General features: G+C 62.6%; 8 protein-coding genes (1 of these 8 only partly in view). 4 read left to right on the top strand and 4 right to left on the bottom strand.

What is annotated here, in order from left to right; genetic code table 11:
• Nucleotides 1–31: 31 nt before the first annotated feature.
• On the top strand, nt 32–1,048 hold the full coding sequence (locus tag WA225_RS22875; RefSeq protein WP_422609738.1) for an ABC transporter substrate-binding protein: 1,017 nt from the start codon (nt 32–34) through the stop codon (nt 1,046–1,048).
• 117 nt (nt 1,049–1,165) lie between these two features.
• Nucleotides 1,166–1,876 (top strand): hypothetical protein, encoded by a 711-nt coding sequence (locus WA225_RS22870; protein ID WP_422609737.1) that lies wholly within the window; start codon nt 1,166–1,168, stop codon nt 1,874–1,876.
• A 120-nt stretch (nt 1,877–1,996) separates the two neighbouring features.
• On the opposite strand, the gene WA225_RS22865 is transcribed toward WA225_RS22870, so the two are convergent.
• The 4 genes from WA225_RS22865 to WA225_RS22850 all read right to left on the bottom strand — a co-directional run bounded on the left by WA225_RS22865 (nt 1,997) and on the right by WA225_RS22850 (nt 5,493).
• Nucleotides 1,997–2,476, bottom strand: coding sequence for a copper chaperone PCu(A)C (locus WA225_RS22865; RefSeq protein WP_422609736.1), 480 nt, complete (start codon nt 2,474–2,476; stop codon nt 1,997–1,999).
• Complete coding sequence (locus WA225_RS22860; RefSeq protein WP_008079652.1) at nt 2,476–3,081, bottom strand: SCO family protein; 606 nt, start codon at nt 3,079–3,081, stop codon at nt 2,476–2,478. The genes WA225_RS22865 and WA225_RS22860 overlap by 1 nt, the downstream gene beginning before the upstream one ends.
• Nucleotides 3,082–3,237: 156 nt before the next feature.
• Nucleotides 3,238–4,632 carry an efflux transporter outer membrane subunit gene (locus tag WA225_RS22855; protein WP_422609735.1) on the bottom strand — a complete coding sequence of 465 codons (1,395 nt, stop codon included), beginning with the start codon at nt 4,630–4,632 and terminating at the stop codon, nt 3,238–3,240.
• A 66-nt stretch (nt 4,633–4,698) separates the two neighbouring features.
• Nucleotides 4,699–5,493 (bottom strand): helix-turn-helix transcriptional regulator, encoded by a 795-nt coding sequence (locus WA225_RS22850; RefSeq protein WP_422609734.1) that lies wholly within the window; start codon nt 5,491–5,493, stop codon nt 4,699–4,701.
• Nucleotides 5,494–5,979: 486 nt separating this feature from the next.
• Between WA225_RS22850 and WA225_RS22845 the strand changes: the two genes are divergently transcribed.
• On the top strand, nt 5,980–12,390 hold the full coding sequence (locus WA225_RS22845) for an amino acid adenylation domain-containing protein (protein ID WP_422609733.1): 6,411 nt from the start codon (nt 5,980–5,982) through the stop codon (nt 12,388–12,390).
• A 256-nt stretch (nt 12,391–12,646) separates the two neighbouring features.
• Nucleotides 12,647–22,220: the 5' portion of an amino acid adenylation domain-containing protein gene (locus WA225_RS22840; RefSeq protein WP_422609732.1), read on the top strand. Its footprint extends 3,443 nt past the window's final position; only the first 9,574 of its 13,017 coding nucleotides appear in the window; the start codon lies at nt 12,647–12,649; its stop codon lies off the right edge, out of view.

Raw genomic sequence — 22,220 nt, 5'->3', positions numbered from 1 at the left:
TCAGCACATCACCCCCTGCTGCGAGGTTGTCATGGCCACACCGTTCAAACGTTCTGCGCTGACTCTGTTGGCCGCATCCCTGGCAGCCAGCGCGCTGTTCAGCACCGGCGCCCAGGCCGAAGGCAAGATCAGCATCGCTCAGCAATTCGGCATCGGTTACCTGATTCTCGACGTGGTGCGCGATCAGCAACTGATCGAAAAACACGGCAAAGAACAAGGCCTCGACATCAAGGTCGACTGGAACAGCATCTCCGGCGCCACCGCGATGAACGAAGCGCTGCTGACCGGCTCGCTCGACGTGGTGTCTGCCGGTGTGCCGCCGATGCTCACCGTGTGGGACCGCACCAAGGGCAAACAGAACGTCAAAGCCATCGCCGCACTCGGCTCGATGCCCAACTATCTGCTGACCAACAATCCCAACATCAAGACGCTCAAGGACTTCAGCGACAAGGACCGTATCGCCGTGCCGGCAGCGGGCGTGGGCTTCCAGTCGCGCACCTTGCAGATCGAAACCGCCAAGGAGTTTGGCGATGCGCAGTACAAGAAATTCGACGACATCTCGGTCAGTCTGCCGCACCCCGACGCGACGGCGGCACTGATTGCCGGCGGCTCGGAAATCAACTCGCACTTCTCCAGCCCGCCGTTCCAGTATCAGGCCCTGCAAAACCCCAACGTGCACAAAGTGCTGAGTTCCTACGACGTGCTCGGCGGGCAGGCGACGTTCAACGTGCTCTACACCACGGAAAAATTCCACGACGAAAACCCGAAAACCTACAAGGCGTTCTATGACGCGCTGGCGGAAGCCGAGAAGATCATCAAGGCCGACAAACCGGCGGCGGCTCAGGCGTATATCCGAGTCGAGCAGTCGAAACTGCCGCTGGCCCTGGTCGAGCAAATCGTCAACGACCCGGAAATCGATTTCACCGTGGTGCCGCAGCGCACGTTTATCTATGCCGAGAAATTGCAGGAGCTGGGCGTGCTGAAGAACAAGGCGGGGAGCTGGAAGGATTATTTCTTTGAGCAAGCGCACGATGGCGCGGGGAGTTAAGCGGGCGATTAATAATGAGGGGGCGGGGCGTTCTGGACACAGAGATGGCCACTTAGTAGCATTCGCGGCCTATGGATTTCTATCCCGAACGTCGACCGACGCATCAAGGACCCCTCAATGCACAAGTTCACCCATGGCGATGTAACCGTTGATTTCACCGTGTTGAGCGGTGAAGTGGTGGGCAGCGAGAAAATGAGCGAAACCCACATCACCTCCACCGGTGGCAACGGGCAATTCGACAGCAATGGTCAGTCCATTGCCTTGCACATCAACTCGGTGATGGTGATCAACCATGAGTTCTGGATCAGAACGGCAGACGGTATCGAGCACGATGTGAATTTCCGCGGGCTCGATGTTCCTCTGCGCAGCGGCCAGGACATTTCGCTGATCAGCGCGTTGAGCAGCGATGGCAAGAAGGTGTTGCACACCTACCTGCAAAACCAGGCCTCGGCCAAGACCTACCAGATACGCGATGCCAAGGCGCTGAACACTGAGCTTGGGTTGTCGCCGTTTCGCTGGAAGCCCTTGCTGATTGCCTTTGCCCTGTGGATCGGCATCGGTTTGGTTGCCGGTGTGTTGGGCTTTCTGGTGGGGACGGGCTACTACATCTATGAGTGCGTCAAAGGCTCCAGGCGCAAGAAGCTGTTGATTGCCGAACTGGATGCCTTTTTGGCCCGTTTGAACCAGCAGGTCGAAAGCCAATACCACGCAGGGCGGTCCGGCCAGGTGCAAATGCCTGAGCAACCTCAGGCTGAGCCACAGCCAGCCGCCAAACCTGCCGGCATGACCAGCAGCAGTGTGCGCAAGGCACTGTCGCGTAACGGTTGAATTGTCGGGGAGTTGGTGTCTTCGCCCTATCAATCGGCCCAGGATCAGCATGTGTGGCAATAAAAGGGGCGGTCCTGATCATCGATCAGGCCGCCCCTTTTTTATTGCCGCTCAGTCAGATCAATGCATCTTGCTGTGATCGTGACCTTCCATGTTGGTCAGCGCGCGCACCGGTGCTTTGACCTCGATGGTTTCTTTCTCGCCCTTGGCGTTTTCCACGGTCAGGGTCAGCGGCACGCTTTCGCCTTCTTTCAACTGACCGCTCAGGCCCATCAGCATCACGTGGTAACCGTTCGGATCAAGCTTGACGGCTTTGCCGGCCGGCAGCTCGACGAACTTCACCGGGCCCATGCTCATGACGTCGTTCTTCATGGTCATTTCGTGGATCTGCACGTCTTTGGCCACCGGCGTCGCGACGCTGAGCAACTTGCTGTCGCTGTCGGTGGTGAGGGTCATGAACGCGCCGCTGGCGGACTGGGTCGGCACGGTGGCACGGACCCAGGCGTCGTCGACTTGGGTCTGCGCCGATACCTGGAACGCCAGGCCCAACAGCGACAGGGTCAGCGCGGCGCGTTTGATGTGATTCAGAACAGGTTGCATCAGCAAACCTCCATAACAGTAAGCAAATCTTCCGTGCATTGTTCTGCCGAAAGCGAGGTGGACAGACCCAGGCGCAGGCCGCCATTGGAGTCGTAAACGTAACTGGTGGCGGTGTGCGAGATGGTATAGGTGTCGCCGGCCGGGACTTTCTCGTAGAACACGTCGAATTCCTTGGCGGTGGCCGCGGTTTCCTCAAGCGTGCCGTACAGCGCAACGAACGTCGGGTCGAAGGCTTTCATGTAGGCGTCGAGAATTTCCGGCGTGTCGCGCTCGGGATCGAGGCTGATGAAAATCACCTGCAAACGGTCGCCGTCGGCGCCCATCAGCTTCTTGATTTTCGCCGCGCGGGCGAGGGTGGTCGGGCAGACTGCCGGGCATTGGGTGAAGCCGAAAAAGACCATTGGCATCATGCCGCGAAAGCTCGACAGCGTCATGGTTTCGCCATCGGTGTTCTTCAGTTTGAAGGTGCGCCCCATGATCTTGTTACTCAGATCCTTGCCGTACTTGTACGACAGTTGGCCGCGGGTGTCGCAGCCGGCGAGCAGGCCAAGCCCGAGCACGCCCATTCCCGCAAGCACCTTGCGGCGAGTCAACAAAGCCGTCATCTAATACCGCCTTTTGCAGCCCGTCAGTCGGCAGGACTGGCGGGGGGTTAACCGTAAAAGCGGCGCATGATACCAAACTGAGACCAGACGACGGCTGCGGATCGCCCTGCGGCGTAGGATCGGGCGACAAAAGGTGTAAGAAAAAATGACGACGGCTTACTGCACGCGCGCCTCATCGGCCCGCCAGCCACCGCCCAGCGCGGTGTACAGATTGACCTCGGCGACCAGTTGCGCGAGGCGATCGCTGATCAGGCCTTGCTGCGAACTGAACAGTGAACGCTGGGCATCGAGGAACGTCAGGCTGCTGTCGACGCCGTTCTGATAACGGTTGTGCGCCAGGTTGTAGTAAGTCTGTGTGGCCGCGACCAGATCGCGTTGCGCCTGCAACTGTTGCTGATAGGTGCTGCGCGCGGCGAGGCCGTCGGCGACTTCCTGGAAGGCGGTCTGGATTGATTTTTCGTATTCGGCCACGGCGACGTCTTTCTGCAACTTCGAATAATCGAGACTGGCGCGCAGGCTGCCGGCATTGAAAATCGGCAGGCTGATCTGCGGCTGAAAGGTCCACGCGCCTGAGCCGCCGCCGAACAAACCGGAGAGGTCGCGACTGGACGTGCCGGCATTCGCCGTCAGGCTGACACTGGGAAAAAATGCTGCCCGCGCTGCGCCGATATTGGCGTTGGCGGCTTTGAGTTTGTACTCGGCCTGCAGGATGTCCGGACGTCGTTGCAGCAAGTCAGAAGGCAAACCGGCGGGCAGTTGCAGGACCAGATCGTTGGCCAGTGGCAGCGCGGGCAACGACGCCGGCACCGGTGCACCGACCAGCAACGTCAGGCTGTTCAAGTCCTGAGCCACCTGGCGCTGATAGCGCGCCAGATTGGCCCGTGAACTGTCGACGCTGGTTTGCGCCTGCGCCTGTTCCAGCGCCGAAGATTTACCGGCCTCGCGATTGCGTGTGGTCAGGCGCAGGCTTTGTTCATCGGCGGTGAGGGTGTCACGGGTCAGTTCGAGCAGTTCCTGATCGGCACGCCACGTCAGGTAGGCGTTGGCGACGTTGGCCACCAGACTCAATTCGGCACTGCGTCGTGCCTGTTCGGTCGCCAGCCAGGTTTGCAACGCTTGCTCGCTGAGGCTGCGCACGCGGCCGAAGAAATCCAGTTCGTAGGCACTGATGCCGAGGTTGACCGAGTACGTTGAATTGATCAGCGCTTTGCCTTGGGTCACGCTCGGCGGCAGGCGTTGACGCAGCTCATTGGCGTTGGCCGACACCGCCGGAAACAGGTCGGCGCGTTGAATGCGGTACTGCGCCTGAAAGGCCTCGACGTTCAACGCGGCCACGCGCAGGTCGCGGTTGTTGATCAGTGCCGACTCGATCAATTGTTGCAGGGCCGGGTCGTTGAACAGGGTGCGCCAGTCTTCGCTGCGCGTTGCAGCCTGCGTGGCTGCCGGATACTGCGCGGCACTGGGTGACGCCGGCCGCTGATACTCGGGAATCAATGAACAACCGCCCATCAGCACCGCCATGGACAGCAGGGAAAGTCGCAACGTCAACATCGAACGGCCTCATGCCTAAAAGAGCGGAAATTACTTGCCACAGCGACGTGCGCAGGCTGAGTGGGGTCAGGCCCCGGCCATCCATTTCGCCAGACCATGCCGGCCACTGACCCCCAGTTTGGCCGTAGCACGCTTGAGGTACGTCTCGATCGAGCTGTTCTTCACCCGCAGCTTGTCGGCCATTTGCGGCACAGTGCCGCCGGTCAGCAGGCCCAGGCAGACTTCCTTCTCGCGTACCGAGAGGACTACGCCACTGAAGGCCAGGCGCTCATCGAATACCTGCGCCAGCGGTGCCTGATCGAGTTCGGCCAGTGGCAGGCGCGGTTGCCTGGCGAGGGTTTGCCGGCTGATGTGCGCATGACGCTCGATCAGTGGCAGCAGGGTGTCCGACAGGCGCTTGAGAAACGACAGCTCCGGCAGGGAGAACACCCGCTGCGTGTGCGGTCGGTAAAACGAGATGACGCAGCGGCGGTTGGAGGTGCGCGACACCAGATTGCATTGGTGGGCGCTGTGTTGCGGGTGCCGAGGTTGCAACGAGGCTTTGAGTTGGATCAACAGCGAGTCATTCATCTCGATCATCTTTTGCAGCAACGGATGATCATCGGGGCGCTCCAGCAGGTCGGGAGGCGCACACGTCTGCGCTGGACCGGCACTGCCCAGCGGCTTGATCTCGACCACGCTGGCCTGTCGCTCATCGAGCGTCCATTCGCTCAGATCAACGCGGTTGACCGGCACCAGCGTGTCGACCAACTGGAACATGTTCGTGGCGAAGTGATCATCGCCGGTGCTGGCAATCAACTCGCCCAACTGCCAGTAAAAATGCGGATTTTCCATGTTGCGAATGCTGCCGGTCAGATTCATATCCTTCATCCCTGGTTCAGAGCCATCACTGAATCGTCTGCCGTCTCTGTAAAAGCCGCCCACGCAGTCATTTCTCCTTGAACATGATCTGGAGCGGGATTTAAGCCTATGGATTTGTCCTACGTCTGTAGGGGAAAACGGGGACACAAAATGCCACCATTTCTGAATCCTGGCGCCGGGGTTCTGACGGCTGTGAGCACAGATGCACCGGCATAAGTGACTGTTCAGTCACTTTGAGGCCCCGGAAAACCGAGCGATGGTGATTTCCGCTCGGCAGCGCTCGGGTAAATGGCGGCGCTGCTATGTGGTTCTTTTCCTACAAGCATTTCAGTATTTCCTCTCCGAACTTTTAGACACTGCCTGCATGAATCGCCTGTTTGCGCTCCGGCGGGCGTGTACGGGCGTGATGATTGTCCGGGTTTCAGGTGTCATGTCGGCGCCGGGGCCGATGCTTGAATACCGGCAAAATCACATGAGAAGGACCTTATGCAGCCTACTTCTGCCAACGTGGCGGACGATCTGTCCGTGCCTGTCGAGACATTTGCGCTGACTGCCGCCCAGCGGGATATCTGGCTGGATCAACTGAGCCGCGGAGATTCGCCGCTGTATAACATTGGCGGTTACGTCGAACTGAGCGGGCCGCTGGATCCGCAGTTGCTGCAAGCGGCGCTTGAATGTCTGGTGGCGGCAAACGATGCCTTGCGCATTGTTCTGCTCGCGGATGTCGGCCGCGATGGGCTGCCGTTGCAGGGATTTACGCAGGCGCTGCCGGTGGTCATGCCGCTGCATGACCTCAGCGGCCAGCCCGATCCACAGGCGGCGGCCCGGGCGCTGGTCGAAGCGCAGATGGCGCAGGCCTTCGTGCTGAGCGGGCAGGCGTTGTGCCGTTTCTGTCTGATTCGCCTTGATCACCATCGCTATTGGCTGGCGGCGCAAGCCCACCACTTGATCATTGATGGCTGGGGCTTCGGTCTACTGTTCAAATCGCTGGGCGAGATCTACAGCGCGTTGTGCCGTGGCGAGCGCGCGAGTGGGGCGGCACCGTCCTATGTCGCCTTTATTGAAGATGACGCGCGCTACCATCGGTCACCGCGCTATGAACTCGATCAACGTTACTGGCTGGACAAGTACCGCAGCCTGCCTGAACCCTTGTTGACTCCCCGTCATCGCGAATCCGTCGACGCTGAAGCCGCGCCCGGTCGCATTTACGTCGAGGCTTTTCCGGCCCTGCTGCACGAGCGCATGAAAGACTGCGCGCGACAATTCGGTGGCTCGGCATTTCATGTGTTGCTGGCGGCGCTGCACGTGTATTTCAGTCGCACCGCGCAACGTGACGAGTGGGTGGTCGGTTTGCCGATCCTCAATCGCTCCGGGGCCAGTTTCAAAAGCACCTTGGGCCTGTTCACCCAGGTCAGCGCGATGCGCATGGGCTTTGGTCGAACACTGTCATTTGCCGAATTGATCAAGGCGATCGGCGCTGGCCTGAAGCAGGATTTTCGCCATCAGCGCTACCCGCTGAGCGAGATGAACCGCGCATTGGGCCTGTTGCGTGAAGACCGTGCGCAACTGTTCGAGCTGTCGGTGTCCTACGAGCAGGACGACCATGACTACCGTTACGGTGAAGCGTCGGGGCACTCGGTCAAGGTCTCCAATCAGCACGAGGCGACACCACTGGCCCTTCACCTGCGCAGCAACCGTTACAACGACAAGGCCTGGTTGCATCTGGTGTACTCGCCGGCTTATTTCACGGCTGATGAGGTCGCGTCGTTTACCGAGCGCTTGTTGCTGATTCTGGAGCAAGGCCTGGAATGTCCCGAACGGGCTATCGCCGATTTCAACCTCAATAGCCCGGCAGAAATGGCGCTGCTGCATGAATGGAACGAGACCCGAGTCAGTTTTGCGCAGGGCCGGATGATTCATCAGCGATTCGAGTCACGGGCAGCCGAACAGCCGGACGCGGTGGTCGCGACTCATCAGGGGCGAACACTGAGTTATGCCGAGCTGAACCGGCAAGCCAATGCCTTGGCTCATCATCTGCTGGGCCTCGGCGTACGCCCAGATGAGCGGATTGCGATTGTCGCCCGCAGGGGCCTGGACACGCTGGTCGGGCTGCTGGCGACGCTCAAGGCTGGCGCCGCTTATGTGCCGATTGACCCGGCGCACCCGCCCGAGCGTCTGAGTTATTTGCTCAGCGACAGCACGCCAGTGGTGGTGCTGACCCAAAGTGCTTTGCGCGACCGCTTGCCCGCCACGGCGCTGCCGGTGATCGAGCTTGATCGGCGCGAGTGGCCGCTCGAACGCACCAGCGATCTCGCCGTGCCGGGGCTGAGCAGCGCCAACCTTGCCTATGTGATTTACACCTCCGGCTCCACCGGGTTACCCAAAGGCGTGATGGTCGAACACCGCACCTTGGCCAATCTGGTCGATTGGCATTGCACCACGTTCGGTCTCGTCCCCGGGCAACACACCTCGAGCCTTGCCGGGTTCGGTTTCGACGCGATGGCGTGGGAAGTCTGGCCGGCGTTGTGTGCGGGAGCGACGCTGCACTTTTCCCCGGCGACCGAGGGCAGCGAAGACATCGATGCATTGCTGGCGTGGTGGCGGGCGCAGCCACTGGACGTGAGCTTCCTGCCAACGCCGGTTGCCGAATACGCCTTCAGCAAACAACTCGATCACCCGACCTTGCGCACCTTGCTGATTGGCGGTGATCGCCTGCGTCAGTTCAATCATGCTCAGAGCTTTGCGGTGGTCAATAACTACGGGCCGACCGAAGCCACGGTGGTCGCTACGTCGGGGCTGATTACCCCGGGTCAGGCGTTGCACATCGGCAAACCGGTGAGCAATGCCACCGCTTACCTGCTCGATGATCAACAGCGTCCGGTGCCGATCGGCATCATTGGCGAGTTGTATGTCGGCGGCGCGGGGGTGGCCCGGGGTTATCTGAATCGCCCGGACCTGAGCGCCGAACGCTTCCTCGACGACCCCTTCAGTGCGCAGCCGGATGCGCGCATGTACCGCACCGGCGATCTGGCCCGTTGGCGCGCCGACGGCAACCTTGAGTACATCGGTCGTAACGATGATCAGGTCAAAGTCCGTGGCGTGCGTGTCGAACCGGGCGAAATCGAAGCGGCGCTCAGCAGTCATGAGGCGGTGCAGGAAGCGGTGGTGCTGGTGCGTGATGGTCAGCTGTTGGCATGGTTCACCGAGCGTGAAGCGCTGGACATCCTGCAACTGCATGTGCACCTGACCTCGCGCTTGCCGTCCGCCCTGTTGCCGGCGGCTTACGTCCGCTTGGCAACGTTGCCACTGACGGCCAACGGCAAGATCGACCGTCAGGCCTTGCCAGCACCGGGACCGGAGGCGTTGATCCGTCGCGAATACGAGGCGCCACAAGGTGACGTCGAAATCGCTTTGGCGCAGATCTGGGCCGAGGTCTTGCAGGTCGAACGGGTAGGGCGGCACGACCATTTCTTTGAGCTGGGCGGCCACTCGTTGCTGGCGGTCGGGCTGATCGAACGCATGCGTCAGATCGGCATGAGCAGCGATGTTCGCGTGCTGTTCAACCAACCGACACTGGCGGCGTTGGCGGCGGCGGAGGGCAGCGGTCGCGAAGTCGAGGTGCCGGCCAATCGCATTGCCGCCGATTGCACCGACATCACCCCTGACCTGCTGCCACTGGTGCAACTGGATCAGGCGATGATCCAGCGCATTGTCGCGACAGTGCCGGGCGGTGCCGCCAATGTGCAGGACATCTACCCGTTGGCACCATTGCAGGAAGGCATTCTCTATCACCACATCACCGCCGCGCAGGGTGATCCGTACCTGCTGCAATCACTGCTGGCATTCGACAGCCTCGAACGGGTCGAGGCCTTCGCCGCTGCACTGCGCGAGGTCATGGCGCGCCACGACATCCTGCGCACGGCGGTGGTCTGGGAAGAGCTGACGTCGCCGGTTCAGGTCGTTTGGCGCGAGGCGATTTTGCCGGTGCAGGAGGTTGAACTTGATCCTGCCCGTGGCGCGATCATCGATCAATTGCACGAACGTTTCGATGCTCGGCGCTATCGACTCGACATCAGTCAGGCACCGCTGTTGCGGCTGATGTTTGCTCGCGATCCGGCGCATGACCGGGTCGTCGGCATTTTGCTGTTCCATCATCTGGCCATGGATCACGTCGCGCTGGAGGCGATGCGCGAAGAAGTTCACGCCAGCCTGTCGGGGCACGCCGAGCCGCTGGCGGCGCCGGTGCCGTATCGCAACTACGTCGCACAGACGCGACTTGGCATCAGTGAACAGGAGCATGAAGGGTTCTTCCGGCAGATGCTCGGCGACATCGATGAACCGACCTTGCCGTTCGCTTTGCAGAACGTGCAGGGCGATGGCAGCAACATCGAAGAAGCCGAGCAAGCTGTGGCGCCCGATCTCTATCAGCGCGTGCAACAGCAGGCGCGTGTGGCCGGCGTGAGCATCGCCAGCCTGATCCACCTCGCCTGGGCGCAGGTGCTGGCCGCGACGTCCGGCCAGCAACGTGTGGTGTTCGGCACCGTGTTGATGGGGCGCATGCAGGGCGGCGCGGGGGCTGATCGGGCGCTGGGGGTGTTCATCAACACCTTGCCGCTGCGCGTCGATGTCGCTGAAGGCGCGCGCGTAGCGCTGAAATCTACCCATGCACGGCTGAGCGCTTTGCTCGGCCATGAACACGCCTCGTTGGCGCTGGCTCAGCGGTGCAGTGGCGTCGCTGCGCCAGCGCCGCTGTTCAGTGCCTTGCTCAACTATCGGCACAGCGATGATGTCGAGCAAAACACTTCCCGGCAAACATGGCAGGGCATCGAAACCCTGGCCAACGAGGAGCGCACCAATTATCCGTTTACCCTGAGTGTCGATGACTTCGGCACGGGCTTGCGCCTGACCACCAGAACCGTGTCGAACATTGGCGCGCAACGAATTTGCGCTTACGTGCAGGCGGCTTTGAACGGTTTGGTCGAGGCGCTGGAAACCACGCCGCAGCGGCCGTTGCACAGTCTGCCGTTGCTGCCGCAAGAAGAGCTGCAACAGGTGCTGATCGAATTCAACGCCACTGACGTCGACTGCCCGATGGACCAGCCGTTGCAGGCACTGTTCGAACAGCAGGTGCTGCGCAAACCGGATGCCATCGCCGTGCAATTTGCCGAGCAGCGCCTGACCTATCGCGAGTTGAATGAGCAGGCCAACCGCTTGGCCCATCATCTGCGCGGGCTCGGCGTTCAGCCGGATTCGCGAGTCGCGATCTGCGTCGAGCGCGGGCCGGAGCTGGTGATCGGTCTGCTGGGCATTCTCAAGGCCGGCGGTGCGTATGTGCCGCTCGATCCGGATTATCCGCTGCAACGGCTCAACTACATGTTGCAGGACAGCGCACCGGTTGCGCTGCTGGTGCATGCCGCGACGCGTGATTTGCTCGGTGAAGCGGGCGTGCCGCTGATCGACCTCGACCTCGGTGCCTGGCAGAACCAGCCGCGCGAAAACCCGCAGGTGCCGGGTCTGGGGGCGACGAGTCTGGCCTACATGATCTACACCTCCGGCTCCACCGGCACGCCGAAAGGCGTGATGATCGAGCACCGCAGCGCTTGCAACATGGTGCACTGGGGCTCGCAGTTGGCGCCGCCCACTGAACACGGGGCATTGCTGCAAAAGGCGCCGTACAGTTTCGACAGTTCGGTGTGGGAGATCTTCTGGCCTTTGTGCAGCGGCATGCGTCTGGTGCTGGCGCGGGCCGATGGCAATCGCGACTCGGCGTATGTGACGCAAGTGATCCGTGAGCAGAACATTACCGTGGTCAAGTTCGTCCCGGCGTTGCTGCAACAGTTCATCGAGCAGGACGATGTCAGTCTGTGCACCAGCCTCACTGACGTGCTCAACGGTGGCGGCGAGTTGACCGTCGCGCTGGCCCGGCAAGTGCGCGAACGTCTGCCGTGGGTGCGTCTGCACAACGTCTACGGGCCGACCGAAACCACGGTCGACAGCAGCGGCTGGACGCTGGCGCCCGGCGAGCCGGTGCCGGCGGTACTGGTGCCAATCGGCAAGGCGCTGAGCAACACGCGGCTGTATGTGCTCGATGGCTGCGATCAACCGGTGCCGATGGGCGTCAGCGGGCATTTGCACATTGGTGGAGTGGGCGTGGCGCGCGGCTATCTGGGCCTGCCGCAATTGCAGGCCGAGCGCTTTATCGACAGCCCGTTCGTGGCCGGTGATCGCTTGTATCGCACCGGCGATCTGGTGCGATACGGCGCTGACGGCAATCTCGAATTCCTCGGTCGCAATGACTTTCAGGTCAAGCTGCGCGGGGTTCGTCTTGAGCTGGGCGAGATTGAAGCGCGACTGCTGGAACACCCGGCGATCCGCGAGGCGGTGGTGCTGGTGCGCGATGAGCGTCTGGTGGCGTATTACTCAGTGCGCAGCGGTGTCGCTGCGCCCACGCTTGAAGCGTTGCGCGCGCATGTGTTGGCGCAGTTGCCGGAGTTCATGGTGCCCGGCGCCTACGTGATGCTGGCGGCGCTGCCCCTGACGCCCAACGACAAAATCGACCGCAAGGCGTTGCCGGAGCCGGGCGCGGAGGCGCTGCTCAGTCGGCCATATGCGGCGCCCGAAGGCGACGTTGAAACTGCCCTGGCGCAGATCTGGGCGCAGGTGCTCAAGGTCGAACAGGTTGGGCGCGACGACAACTTCTTCGAACTGGGCGGGCATTCGTTGCTGGCGGTCAGTCTGGTGGCGCGCATGCGTCTGGCCGGCCTGCATGTCGACGCGCGCACGTTGTTCAGCCAGCCGACACTGGCGGCGCTGGCAGCACAGACCTCGCGGCAGGCCAGGCAGGTGGAGATCGCCCAGACCACCATCCCGAGCCTCAATCGCAAACGCCGGCTCTGACGGCCGGCACAATTCCTGTGGGAGCGAGCTTGCTCGCGAAAGCGTTGGTTCAGTCAATTTTGACGGTGACTGATACACCGCCTTCGCGAGCAAGCTCGCTCCCACAAGGGGTCTGCGGTGCTCACGCCGGCGGCTTGTCCCCGCTTCCCATGTCAGACACCCACGCCCCGATGTTTTAGTTTTTCCAGGCTGCGCGCCGTCTGCACGGACTCGCTGCTGCGCGCTCCTTTTTTCCGCATTTACAGCAGGTTACCTCATGCATTTCAGCGAACTGATGGCTGTTATTTCCACCCATGCGATCCGCCTTCAACAGGAAGATGAAGACCTGGTCATTCTGGGCAGCGACGACGCGCTGGATGACGCGTTGTGGGACAGCCTCGCGGCGCACAAGGCACAACTGCTGGAGTTGGTCGCCGAACACGGCGGCGACTGGCTGAGCCCGGCCTTTCGCATCACCCCGGACATGCTGCCGCTGGTGACGCTGAGTCAGGACACCCTTGACCGCATCGTCGCCACGGTGCCCGGTGGCGCTGCCAACGTGCAGGATGTCTATCCGTTGTCCGCGTTGCAGGAGGGCATGCTCTATCACCACCTCTCGGCGGCTGCTGGCGACCCTTACATCTCGCAGGCGCGCTTCGTGTTCGACAGCCAGCAACGGCTGGACGCCTTCGCCGAGGCGCTGCGCTGGGTGATCAAACGCCACGACATTCTGCGCACCTCGTTCGTCTGGGAATACCTCGATGAAGCCGTGCAGGTGGTCTGGCGCGAGGCGCCGCTGGTGTGTGAAGAAATCAGCGTCGACCGCGACGTCGATGTGCTCACGCAGTTGCTGGAGCGCCACGATCCGCAGCACTTTCGCCTCGACATGCAGAAAGCGCCGCTGTTGCGCGTGGTCTATGCGCAGGATCCTGCTCAGGGCCGTGTCGTCGCGTTGTTGCTGTTTCATCACATGATCATGGACCACGTCGCGCTGGACGTGCTGCGCCGGGAAATTCAGGCGTTCCTGCTCGGGCAGACCGCGCAAGTGCCAGCGGCGGTGCCGTATCGCGATCACTTGGCGATGGCACGCAGTGCCGGCAACGAGCAGGCGCAGGAAGCGTTTTTCCGCGAGATGCTCGCCGACATCGACGAGCCGACGCTGCCGTGCGGTTTGCAGGATGTACAGGGCGACGGCCACGCCATCGAGGAAGCCGCGCTGATGCTCGACAGCCGCTTGAGCCTGCACTTGCGTGAGCAGGCGCGGCAGTTGGGTGTGAGCGTCGCGAGCCTGATGCACCTGGCGCTGGCGCGGGTGCTGGGGCAATTGTCCGGGCGCACGGCGGTGGTGTTCGGCACTGTGCTGTTGGGGCGGATGGACGCGGGCGAGGGCGGCGAGCAGGCGCTGGGGATGTTCATCAACACCTTGCCGCTGCGCGTTGATGTCGGCGCGCAAAGCGTGCGTGCCGGTGTTCTGGCGACCCATCGGCGCCTGACCGCGTTGCTGGCGCACGAGCAGGCCTCGCTGGCCTTGGCGCAACGTTGCAGCGCCGTCGCGGTGCCGACGCCGCTGTTCAGCGCGATTCTCAACTACCGGCACAGCAGTGTCGAAGAAGTCGCTGACGTGGTCGACATTGCCCCCGGTGTGCAGGTGCTCGGCGCCCGCGAGCGCACCAACTATCCGCTGACGATCAACATCGATGACCTCGGCGCCGATTTGCGCATTACCGCGTTGGCGGATGCGGCGCTGGGTGCCGAGCGCATGGCGGCTTACCTGAATGCGGCGCTGGAAAGTCTGGCAGCGGCCTTGCAAACCAGCGCCGACGTGACACTGCAAGCGCTGAAAATTCTCCCTGCCAGCGAACGCGAACACCTGCTGCACGGGAGCAATTTGCCGCTGGCGCAGTTACCTGAAACCCCGCTGATCCACCAGCAATTCGAAGCCCATGCGCACGCCCGCCCGGACGCCACGGCGTTGATTTTCGAAGGGCAGACGCTCAGCTACGGCGAACTCAACCGCCGCGCCAATCAGGTCGCTCATCATCTGCTGGACCTGAATATTCGTCCCGACGACCGCGTGGCCATCTGCGTCGAACGTGGCCCGCAAATGATCATCGGCCTGCTCGGCGTGCTCAAGGCCGGCGCCGGTTACGTACCGATCGACCCCGCCTATCCGCTGGACAGAATCAACTTTACCTTGCAGGACAGCGCCCCTGCGGCCGTGCTCCTGCACGCCGCGACGCGTGATCGCGTGGCTGATCTCGACGTGCCGCAGATCGACCTCGACAGCGGCCACCTCAAGGCCGAACTCGACAGCAATCCGCAGATCCCCGAGCTGACCCCAGCCCATTTGGCCTACGTGATCTACACCTCCGGCTCCACCGGTCTGCCCAAAGGCGTGATGGTCGAGCACCGCAACGTGGCGCGGCTGTTTTCTGCCACCGATGACTGGTTCCAGTTCAACCAGCAAGACATCGGCGTGCTGTTCCATTCCTTCGCGTTCGACTTCTCGGTATGGGAAATCTGGGGCGCGCTGGCGTTCGGCGGGCAATTGCTGCTGGTCCCGCAAGCCGTCAGCCGCGCGCCGGACGACTGCTATGCATTGCTTTGCGAAACCGGCGTCACCGTGCTCAACCAGACGCCGAGTGCCTTCCGTCAACTGATCGCCGCGCAGGGTCGCAGTCCGTTGCAGCACTCGTTGCGGGAAGTGATTTTCGGTGGTGAAGCGCTGGAGCCGGGTCTGCTCAAACCGTGGTACGCGCGGGTCGGCAACGCCGGTACACGGCTGGTGAACATGTACGGCATCACCGAAACCACCGTGCACGTGACCTATCGACCGCTGCAAGCCGCCGACGCGCAGTTGCTCGGCGTCAGCCCGATTGGTGTGCGCATTCCCGACCTGCAACTGTATGTCCTCGATGCTCAGCGTGAACCGGTTCCGGTTGGCGTGATCGGCGAGTTGTACGTCGGCGGCGCCGGCGTGGCTCGGGGTTATCTGAATCGCGAAGCACTGACCGCCGAGCGCTTTATCAATGATCCGTTTGGCGCAAACGCCGAGGCGCGGTTGTACAAAACCGGCGACCTGGCGCGCTGGGCCGCCGACGGCAGCCTCGAATACCTGGGGCGCAATGACGATCAGGTGAAGATTCGCGGCTTCCGCATCGAACTGGGCGAGATCGAAGCGCGCCTGGCAGCCTGCGCAGGCGTGCGTGAAGCCGTGGTGATCGCCCGTGAGGACAGCCCCGGCGATCAGCGGTTGGTCGCCTACTGGCTGGCCGACGCAGGCCTCGCGCCGGATGTGGCGCAATTGCGCGATCAACTGCTGGTTTCACTGGCTGAGTACATGGTGCCGAGCGCTTTCGTGCGTCTCGACGCTTTGCCGCTGACCACCAACGGCAAGCTCGACCGCAAAGCCTTGCCAGCACCGGACAGCGAGGCGTTTGCCCATCGTGGTTTCGAAGCGCCGGTCGGTGCCGTGGAAAACCTGATCGCCGAACTCTGGCAGACGTTGCTCGGTGTCGAGCAGGTCGGTCGCCACGACAATTTCTTCGAGCTCGGTGGGCATTCGTTGCTGGCGGTGAAGCTGATCGAGCGCATGCGTCAACAGGATCTGCATTGCGATGTGCGCGTGCTGTTCGGCCAGCCAAGCGTTGCGGCGCTGGCGGCGACCTTGAGCCGTGAGCGCGCCATCGTCGTGCCGGATAACCGGATCGAGCCGGGTTGCACGCGTATTACCCCGGCCATGCTGCCGCTGGCCAATCTCGATCAGGCCGCGATCGACCGTGTCGTTGCAACTGTGCCGGGTGGCATCGCCAATGTGCAGGACATCTATGCGCTGGCGCCGTTGCAGGCGGGGATTCTCTATCACCACTTGGCAACCAGCGCTGGTGACCCGTATGTGTTGCAGGCGCAATTCGCCTTCGACGGTCTGGCGCAAATCAAAGACTTCGTCCGTGCCTTGAACAGCGTGATCAAGCGCCATGACATTCTGCGCACCGGCATCGTCTGGGAAGGGCTGGAAGAGGCGGTGCAAGTGGTCTGGCGCGAGGCACCACTGGCGCTGGAACGCGTCGATGCCGATGAACTCGACGGCGATGTACTGGAACAGATGCAGGCGCGTTTCGATCCGCGGCACTATCGTCTGGACCTTAATCGCGCGCCGCTGATGCGTTTTGTCTACACCGAAGATCAGTTGCACAACCGTTGGATCGGCATTCTCCTGATGCACCATATCGTCCTCGATCACACCGCGCTGGACGTGCTGGTCGCGGAAATGAGCGACGTGATGCTCGGCCATAGCGTCGATCTGCCGCCGCCGGTGCAGTACCGTCATTTCGTCGCCCAGGCGCGGCTTGGCGCCGATGATCAGGCGCATGAAGTGTTCTTCCGCGAGATGCTCGCCGACATCGAAGAACCCTCCGTGGCCTTCGGTTTGCAGGACGTGCACGGCGACGGCAGCGATATCCTCGACAGTCATGCGCAGCTGGATGCCGGCCTCGGCGAACGTCTGCGCGAGCAGGCGCGACGGCTGGGTGTCAGCGTCGCCAGTTTGGTGCATCAGGCCTGGGCTCAGGTGTTGGCGCAGGTTTCCGGCCAGCAAGACGTGGTGTTCGGCACGGTATTGCTCGGGCGCATGCAGGGCGGCGAGGGCGCTGATCGGGCGCTGGGCATGTTCATCAACACCTTGCCGTTACGCGTCAGCGTCGGGGCGGATTCGGTAGAAAACGGCGTGCGTGCCACGCATGCACGCTTGGCGCAATTGCTCGGCCACGAGCAAGCCTCGCTGGCGCTGGCCCAGCGTTGCAGTGGTGTCGCCGGGTCGCAGGCGCTGTTCAGCACCTTGCTCAACTACCGCCACAGTGCACCGCAATCGGCCGTTGTAACGTGGGACGGCATGCAGATGCTCAGCTCCCGCGAGCGCAGCAACTATCCGCTGGTGGTCAGCGTCGACGACCTCGGCGAAGGTTTCCGCTTGAACGTGCAAGCCGTGCCGCAGGTGGATGGCGCGCGGGTCTGCGATTACTTGCAAACCGCGTTGCACAGCTTGGTCACGGCGCTGGAGTACACGCCGACGGCACCGTTGCAGCAACTGACCATCGTGTCGCCGAGCGAGCGGCAACGGGTGCTGGTCGGCTTCAACATCAGCGGTCGTGAATACCCGCCTGCGCAAACCGTACCGCGTCTCTTCGAAGCACAAGTGGCGGCGCATCCCGAGGCACTGGCGGTGGTGCAGGGCGAGCAACAGCTCAGCTACCGCGAACTGAATCAGCGCGCCAATCGCCTCGCCCATCACTTGATCGGCCTCGGCGTGCAAGTCGATGACCGTGTCGCGTTGTGCCTGCGTCGTGGCCCGGACATGCTTGTTGGAATGCTGGCGATTCTCAAGGCTGGCGCGGGTTATGTGCCGATCGATGCGGATTATCCGGCTGAACGCATCGCCTACCTGTTGCAGGACAGCGACCCGATCGCGGTGCTGGCGCAGGCGTCGACGCGTGACCTGCTTGGCAGGGTGCCGGTGATCGATCTGGACGCCAGCGACTGGCAGCACTTGCCGGACAACAATCCGCAACGGCCGGGGCTGACCCCGGCGAATCTGGCCTACGTGATCTACACCTCGGGTTCTACCGGGCAGCCGAAAGGCGTGATGGTCGAGCACCGGACGTTGGAAAACCTCGTGCACTGGCACGCCGAAGCCTTCGATCTGCACGCTGGTAGCCACACCGCCAGCGTCGCCGGTTGCGGTTTTGATGCCATGGCCTGGGAAGTCTGGCCGGCATTGTGCGTCGGCGCGACCGTGCATCTGCCACCGTCTTCGATCAAAAATGAACATCTTGATGAACTGCTCGAATGGTGGCGCGCGCAGCCGCTGCAAGTGAGCTTTCTGCCGACGCCGGTGGCCGAATACGCCTTCAGTCGTGAACTGGGCCACCCGACCCTGCGCACGTTGCTGATCGGTGGCGACACGTTGCGCCAGTTCCCGCGTGATCAGACCTTCGCCGTGATCAATAACTACGGCCCGACCGAAGCCACGGTGGTGGCGACGTCCGGGCGCATCGAGCCCGGGCGGGTTTTGCACATTGGCCGGCCGATTGCCAATGCGCGGATTTATCTGCTGGATCGCCAGCAACAGCCGGTGCCGACTGGCGTGCAGGGCGAGTTGTATGTCGGTGGCGCCGGGGTTGCACGCGGTTATCTGAATCGCCCGGAACTGACCGCTGCGCAGTTCCTCGACGACCCGTTCAGCGACGAGCCGCACGCGCGGATGTACCGCACCGGTGACCTCGCGCGTTGGCTGGACGACGGCAATATCGAATACCTGGGGCGCAACGATGATCAGGTGAAATTGCGCGGTGTGCGTATTGAACTCGGCGAAATCGAAGCGGCGTTAAGCGCCCACGACAAGGTCCGCGAATGCGTGGTGCTGGTGCGTGACGGACGCTTGGTCGCCTGGTTCACCGACATCGAGCCGGTCGAGATCGGCGAGTTACACCAGCATCTGCAAGCGCGACTGCCGGACACGTTGGTGCCGGCTGCCTATGTGCGGCTGGACAGCCTGCCGCTGACCGCCCATGGCAAACTCGATCGCAAGGCCTTGCCCGAGCCGGGTCAGCACGCCTGGCTCAGCCGCGAATATGAAGCGCCACAAGGTTCGGTCGAGATTGCGCTGGCGCAGATCTGGGCCGACGTACTCAACATCGAACAGATCGGCCGCCACGACAACTTCTTCGAACTCGGTGGCCATTCGCTGTTGGCGGTGAGCCTGATCGAACGCATGCGTCAGGCCGGTTTAAGCGCCGACGTGCGCGTGCTGTTCAACCAGCCGAGCCTGGCCGCGCTGGCGCGTGCGTTGGGCAGTGGCCGTGAAATCGCAGTGCCGGCCAATCTGATTGCGGCCGATTGCACGCACATCACCCCCGACATGCTGACCCTGACCACTCTGGATCAGGCCAGCATCGAACGCATCGTCGCCACGGTGCCGGGCGGCGCTGCGAATGTGCAGGATATCTATCCGCTTGCGCCGTTGCAGGAAGGCATTCTTTATCACCACCTCAGTGCCGAACAGGGCGATCCGTATCTGCTGCAATCGCGTCTGGCTTTTGACAGCCTTGAACGTTTACAGACTTTCGCCGCGCATTTGCAGCAGGTCATCGTCCGTCACGACATTCTGCGCACCAGCGTGGTCTGGGAAGGTTTGCCCAATCCGCATCAGGTGGTCTGGCGCGAAGCGCAGATGGTCGTGCAGCAAGTGCCGCTGGATGCGCAGGACGGCGATATTCTCGAGCAGTTGCACGCGCGTTTCGACGCACGGCATTACCGCCTCGATTTGAATCAGGCACCGCTGATTCGCATGGTTTACGCAAAGGATCCGGCGCACCAGCAAGTCGTCGCCATCGTGCTGTTCCATCACTCGATTCTCGACCACACCGCCATGGACGTGATCGGCCGGGAAATGCAGGCGTTGATGTTCGATCAACCCGACGCGCTGACACCGCCGATGCCGTACCGCAACTACGTGGCGCAGGCACGCCTGGGCGCCGATGCGCAGGAACACGAAGCATTCTTCCGCGAGATGCTCGGCGATATCGACGAGCCGACCTTGCCCTTCGGGCTGCAGGACGTTCAGGGCGATGGGCGTGGCATCGAAGAAGCGCTGCAAGCGGTCGATGCCGGGCTCAATCTGCGTCTGCGTGAACAGGCGCGGCAGTTGGGTGTCAGCCCGGCGAGTCTGATGCACATGGCCTGGGCGCAGGTGTTGGGCGTGGTCTCCGGACGCCGCGACGTGGTGTTCGGCACGGTGTTGATGGGGCGCATGCAGGGCGGCGAGGGTGCCGACCGCACGTTGGGGGTGTTCATCAACACTTTGCCGCTGCGCGTTGATCTGGCTGAAGGCGTGCGCGGCGGGGTGAAAACCACCCATGCACGGCTGACGGCGCTGCTCGGGCATGAACACGCGTCACTGGCGCTGGCCCAACGTTGCAGTGCCATGACCGGTTCCGCGCCGCTGTTCAGCGCGTTGCTCAACTACCGGCACAGCGCCGCCGAACAACAGCCGCGCGACGGCCAGGGCATCTGGCAAGGCGTGCGCCTGCTGGGCGGCGAGGAGCGCAGCAATTATCCGCTGACCCTGTCGGTGGATGATCTCGGCGAAGGCTTTGCCCTTGATGTGCTGGCAGTCGCCGAGATCGGTGCACAGCGGATCTGCAGTTACATGCACACCGCGCTCGAACATCTGGTGACGGCACTGGAAGAAGCACCGCAACGTCCGCTCAATCGTTTGCCGGTGCTTTCGGTGGCGGAATACGAGCATTTGCTGGTCGGTTTCAATCAGCACTCAGCGGCTTATCCGTGTGGCGCGACGATTCAGCGCTTGGTCGAGGCGCAGGCCGAGCAACAGCCGGAGGCTTTGGCAGTGGTTCAGGGCGAGCAGCACCTGACCTACGCTCAGCTCAATCAGCGCGCCAATCGCCTGGCCCATCACTTGCTCGGACTCGGCGTGCAGCCCGACGACCGCATCGCCGTGTGCCTGCGCCGTAGCCCGGACATGCTCGTGGCGTTGCTGGCGATCCTCAAGGCCGGCGCCGGTTATGTGCCGGTCGATCCGGCATACCCGGCGGAACGTATCGCCTATCTGTTGCAGGACAGCGCGCCGATGGCGGTGCTGGCGCAGGCTGCGACGGCTGATCTGCTTGGCGCCGTGCCGCTGATCGATCTGGACAATCCCACCTGGCAGCACTTGTCCGAGAGCAACCCGCAACTGCCGACGCTGACCCCGGCGCATCTGGCTTATGTGATCTATACCTCCGGCTCCACTGGCCAGCCGAAGGGCGTGATGGTCGAACACGCGACGCTGGAAAACCTTGTGCACTGGCACTGCGAGGCTTTTGACTTGCGCGCCGGCAGCCACACGTCGAGTGTTGCCGGCTTTGGTTTCGATGCGATGGCGTGGGAGGTCTGGCCGGCGTTGTGCGTCGGCGCGACCCTGCACCTGCCACCGCAATCGGTGCGCAACGAGCACCTCGATGAGTTGCTGGCATGGTGGCGCGCGCAGCCGTTGCAGGTGAGTTTCCTGCCGACGCCGGTGGCCGAATATGCGTTCACTCGCGACCTCGGTCACCCGACCTTGCGCACGCTATTGATCGGTGGCGACAAGCTGCGCCAGTTCCCCCGCGAGCAGACCTTCGCGGTGATCAATAACTACGGCCCGACCGAAGCCACGGTGGTTGCCACCTCCGGCGCGGTCGAGGCCGGGCAGGTGCTGCATATCGGCCGGCCGATGGCCAACGCGAAGATTTACCTGCTCGACGACCAGCAGCGCCCCGTGCCGCTCGGCGTCGCGGGTGAGTTGTATGTCGGCGGCGCCGGTGTGGCGCGCGGGTATCTGCATCGCCCCGAGCTGACGGCCGAACGCTTCCTCGATGACCCGTTCAGCGACGAACCGCAGGCGCGCATGTACCGCACAGGCGATCTCGCACGCTGGTTGGCCGATGGTTCGGTCGAATACCTGGGGCGTAACGATGATCAGGTCAAACTGCGCGGCGTGCGCATTGAGCTGGGCGAAATCGAAGCGGCGTTGAGCGCTCACGCGGCCGTGCAGGATTGCGTGGTGCTGGTGCGCGACGGCCAGTTGCTGGCGTGGTTTACCGAACGCCTGAGCGTCGACATCGAGGATTTGCGCCGTCATCTGCAAGCGCAGTTGCCGCAGGCCTTGGTGCCCGCCGCTTACGTGCGCCTGCCAGCACTGCCGCTGACCGCCAACGGCAAACTCGACCGCAAGGCATTGCCAGAGCCGGATCAAACGGCGTGGCTGAGCCGCGAATATGCCGCGCCGCAAGGTGCGGTGGAAATCGCGCTGG

The organism is Pseudomonas sp. (assembly GCF_049300855.1).
Classification (GTDB): domain Bacteria; phylum Pseudomonadota; class Gammaproteobacteria; order Pseudomonadales; family Pseudomonadaceae; genus Aquipseudomonas.
This window is presented reverse-complemented; position numbering and strand designations above follow the sequence as displayed.

What these genes read in the sequence shown, in the direction of transcription:
- WA225_RS22875 (WP_422609738.1), top strand. Translation starts at nt 32, where the DNA reads ATGGCCACACCGTTCAAACGTTCTGCGCTGACTCTGTTGGCCGCATCC.
- WA225_RS22870 (WP_422609737.1), top strand. Translation starts at nt 1,166, where the DNA reads ATGCACAAGTTCACCCATGGCGATGTAACCGTTGATTTCACCGTGTTG.
- WA225_RS22865 (WP_422609736.1), bottom strand. Translation starts at nt 2,476, where the DNA reads ATGCAACCTGTTCTGAATCACATCAAACGCGCCGCGCTGACCCTGTCG.
- WA225_RS22860 (WP_008079652.1), bottom strand. Translation starts at nt 3,081, where the DNA reads ATGACGGCTTTGTTGACTCGCCGCAAGGTGCTTGCGGGAATGGGCGTG.
- WA225_RS22855 (WP_422609735.1), bottom strand. Translation starts at nt 4,632, where the DNA reads ATGTTGACGTTGCGACTTTCCCTGCTGTCCATGGCGGTGCTGATGGGC.
- WA225_RS22850 (WP_422609734.1), bottom strand. Translation starts at nt 5,493, where the DNA reads ATGAATCTGACCGGCAGCATTCGCAACATGGAAAATCCGCATTTTTAC.
- WA225_RS22845 (WP_422609733.1), top strand. Translation starts at nt 5,980, where the DNA reads ATGCAGCCTACTTCTGCCAACGTGGCGGACGATCTGTCCGTGCCTGTC.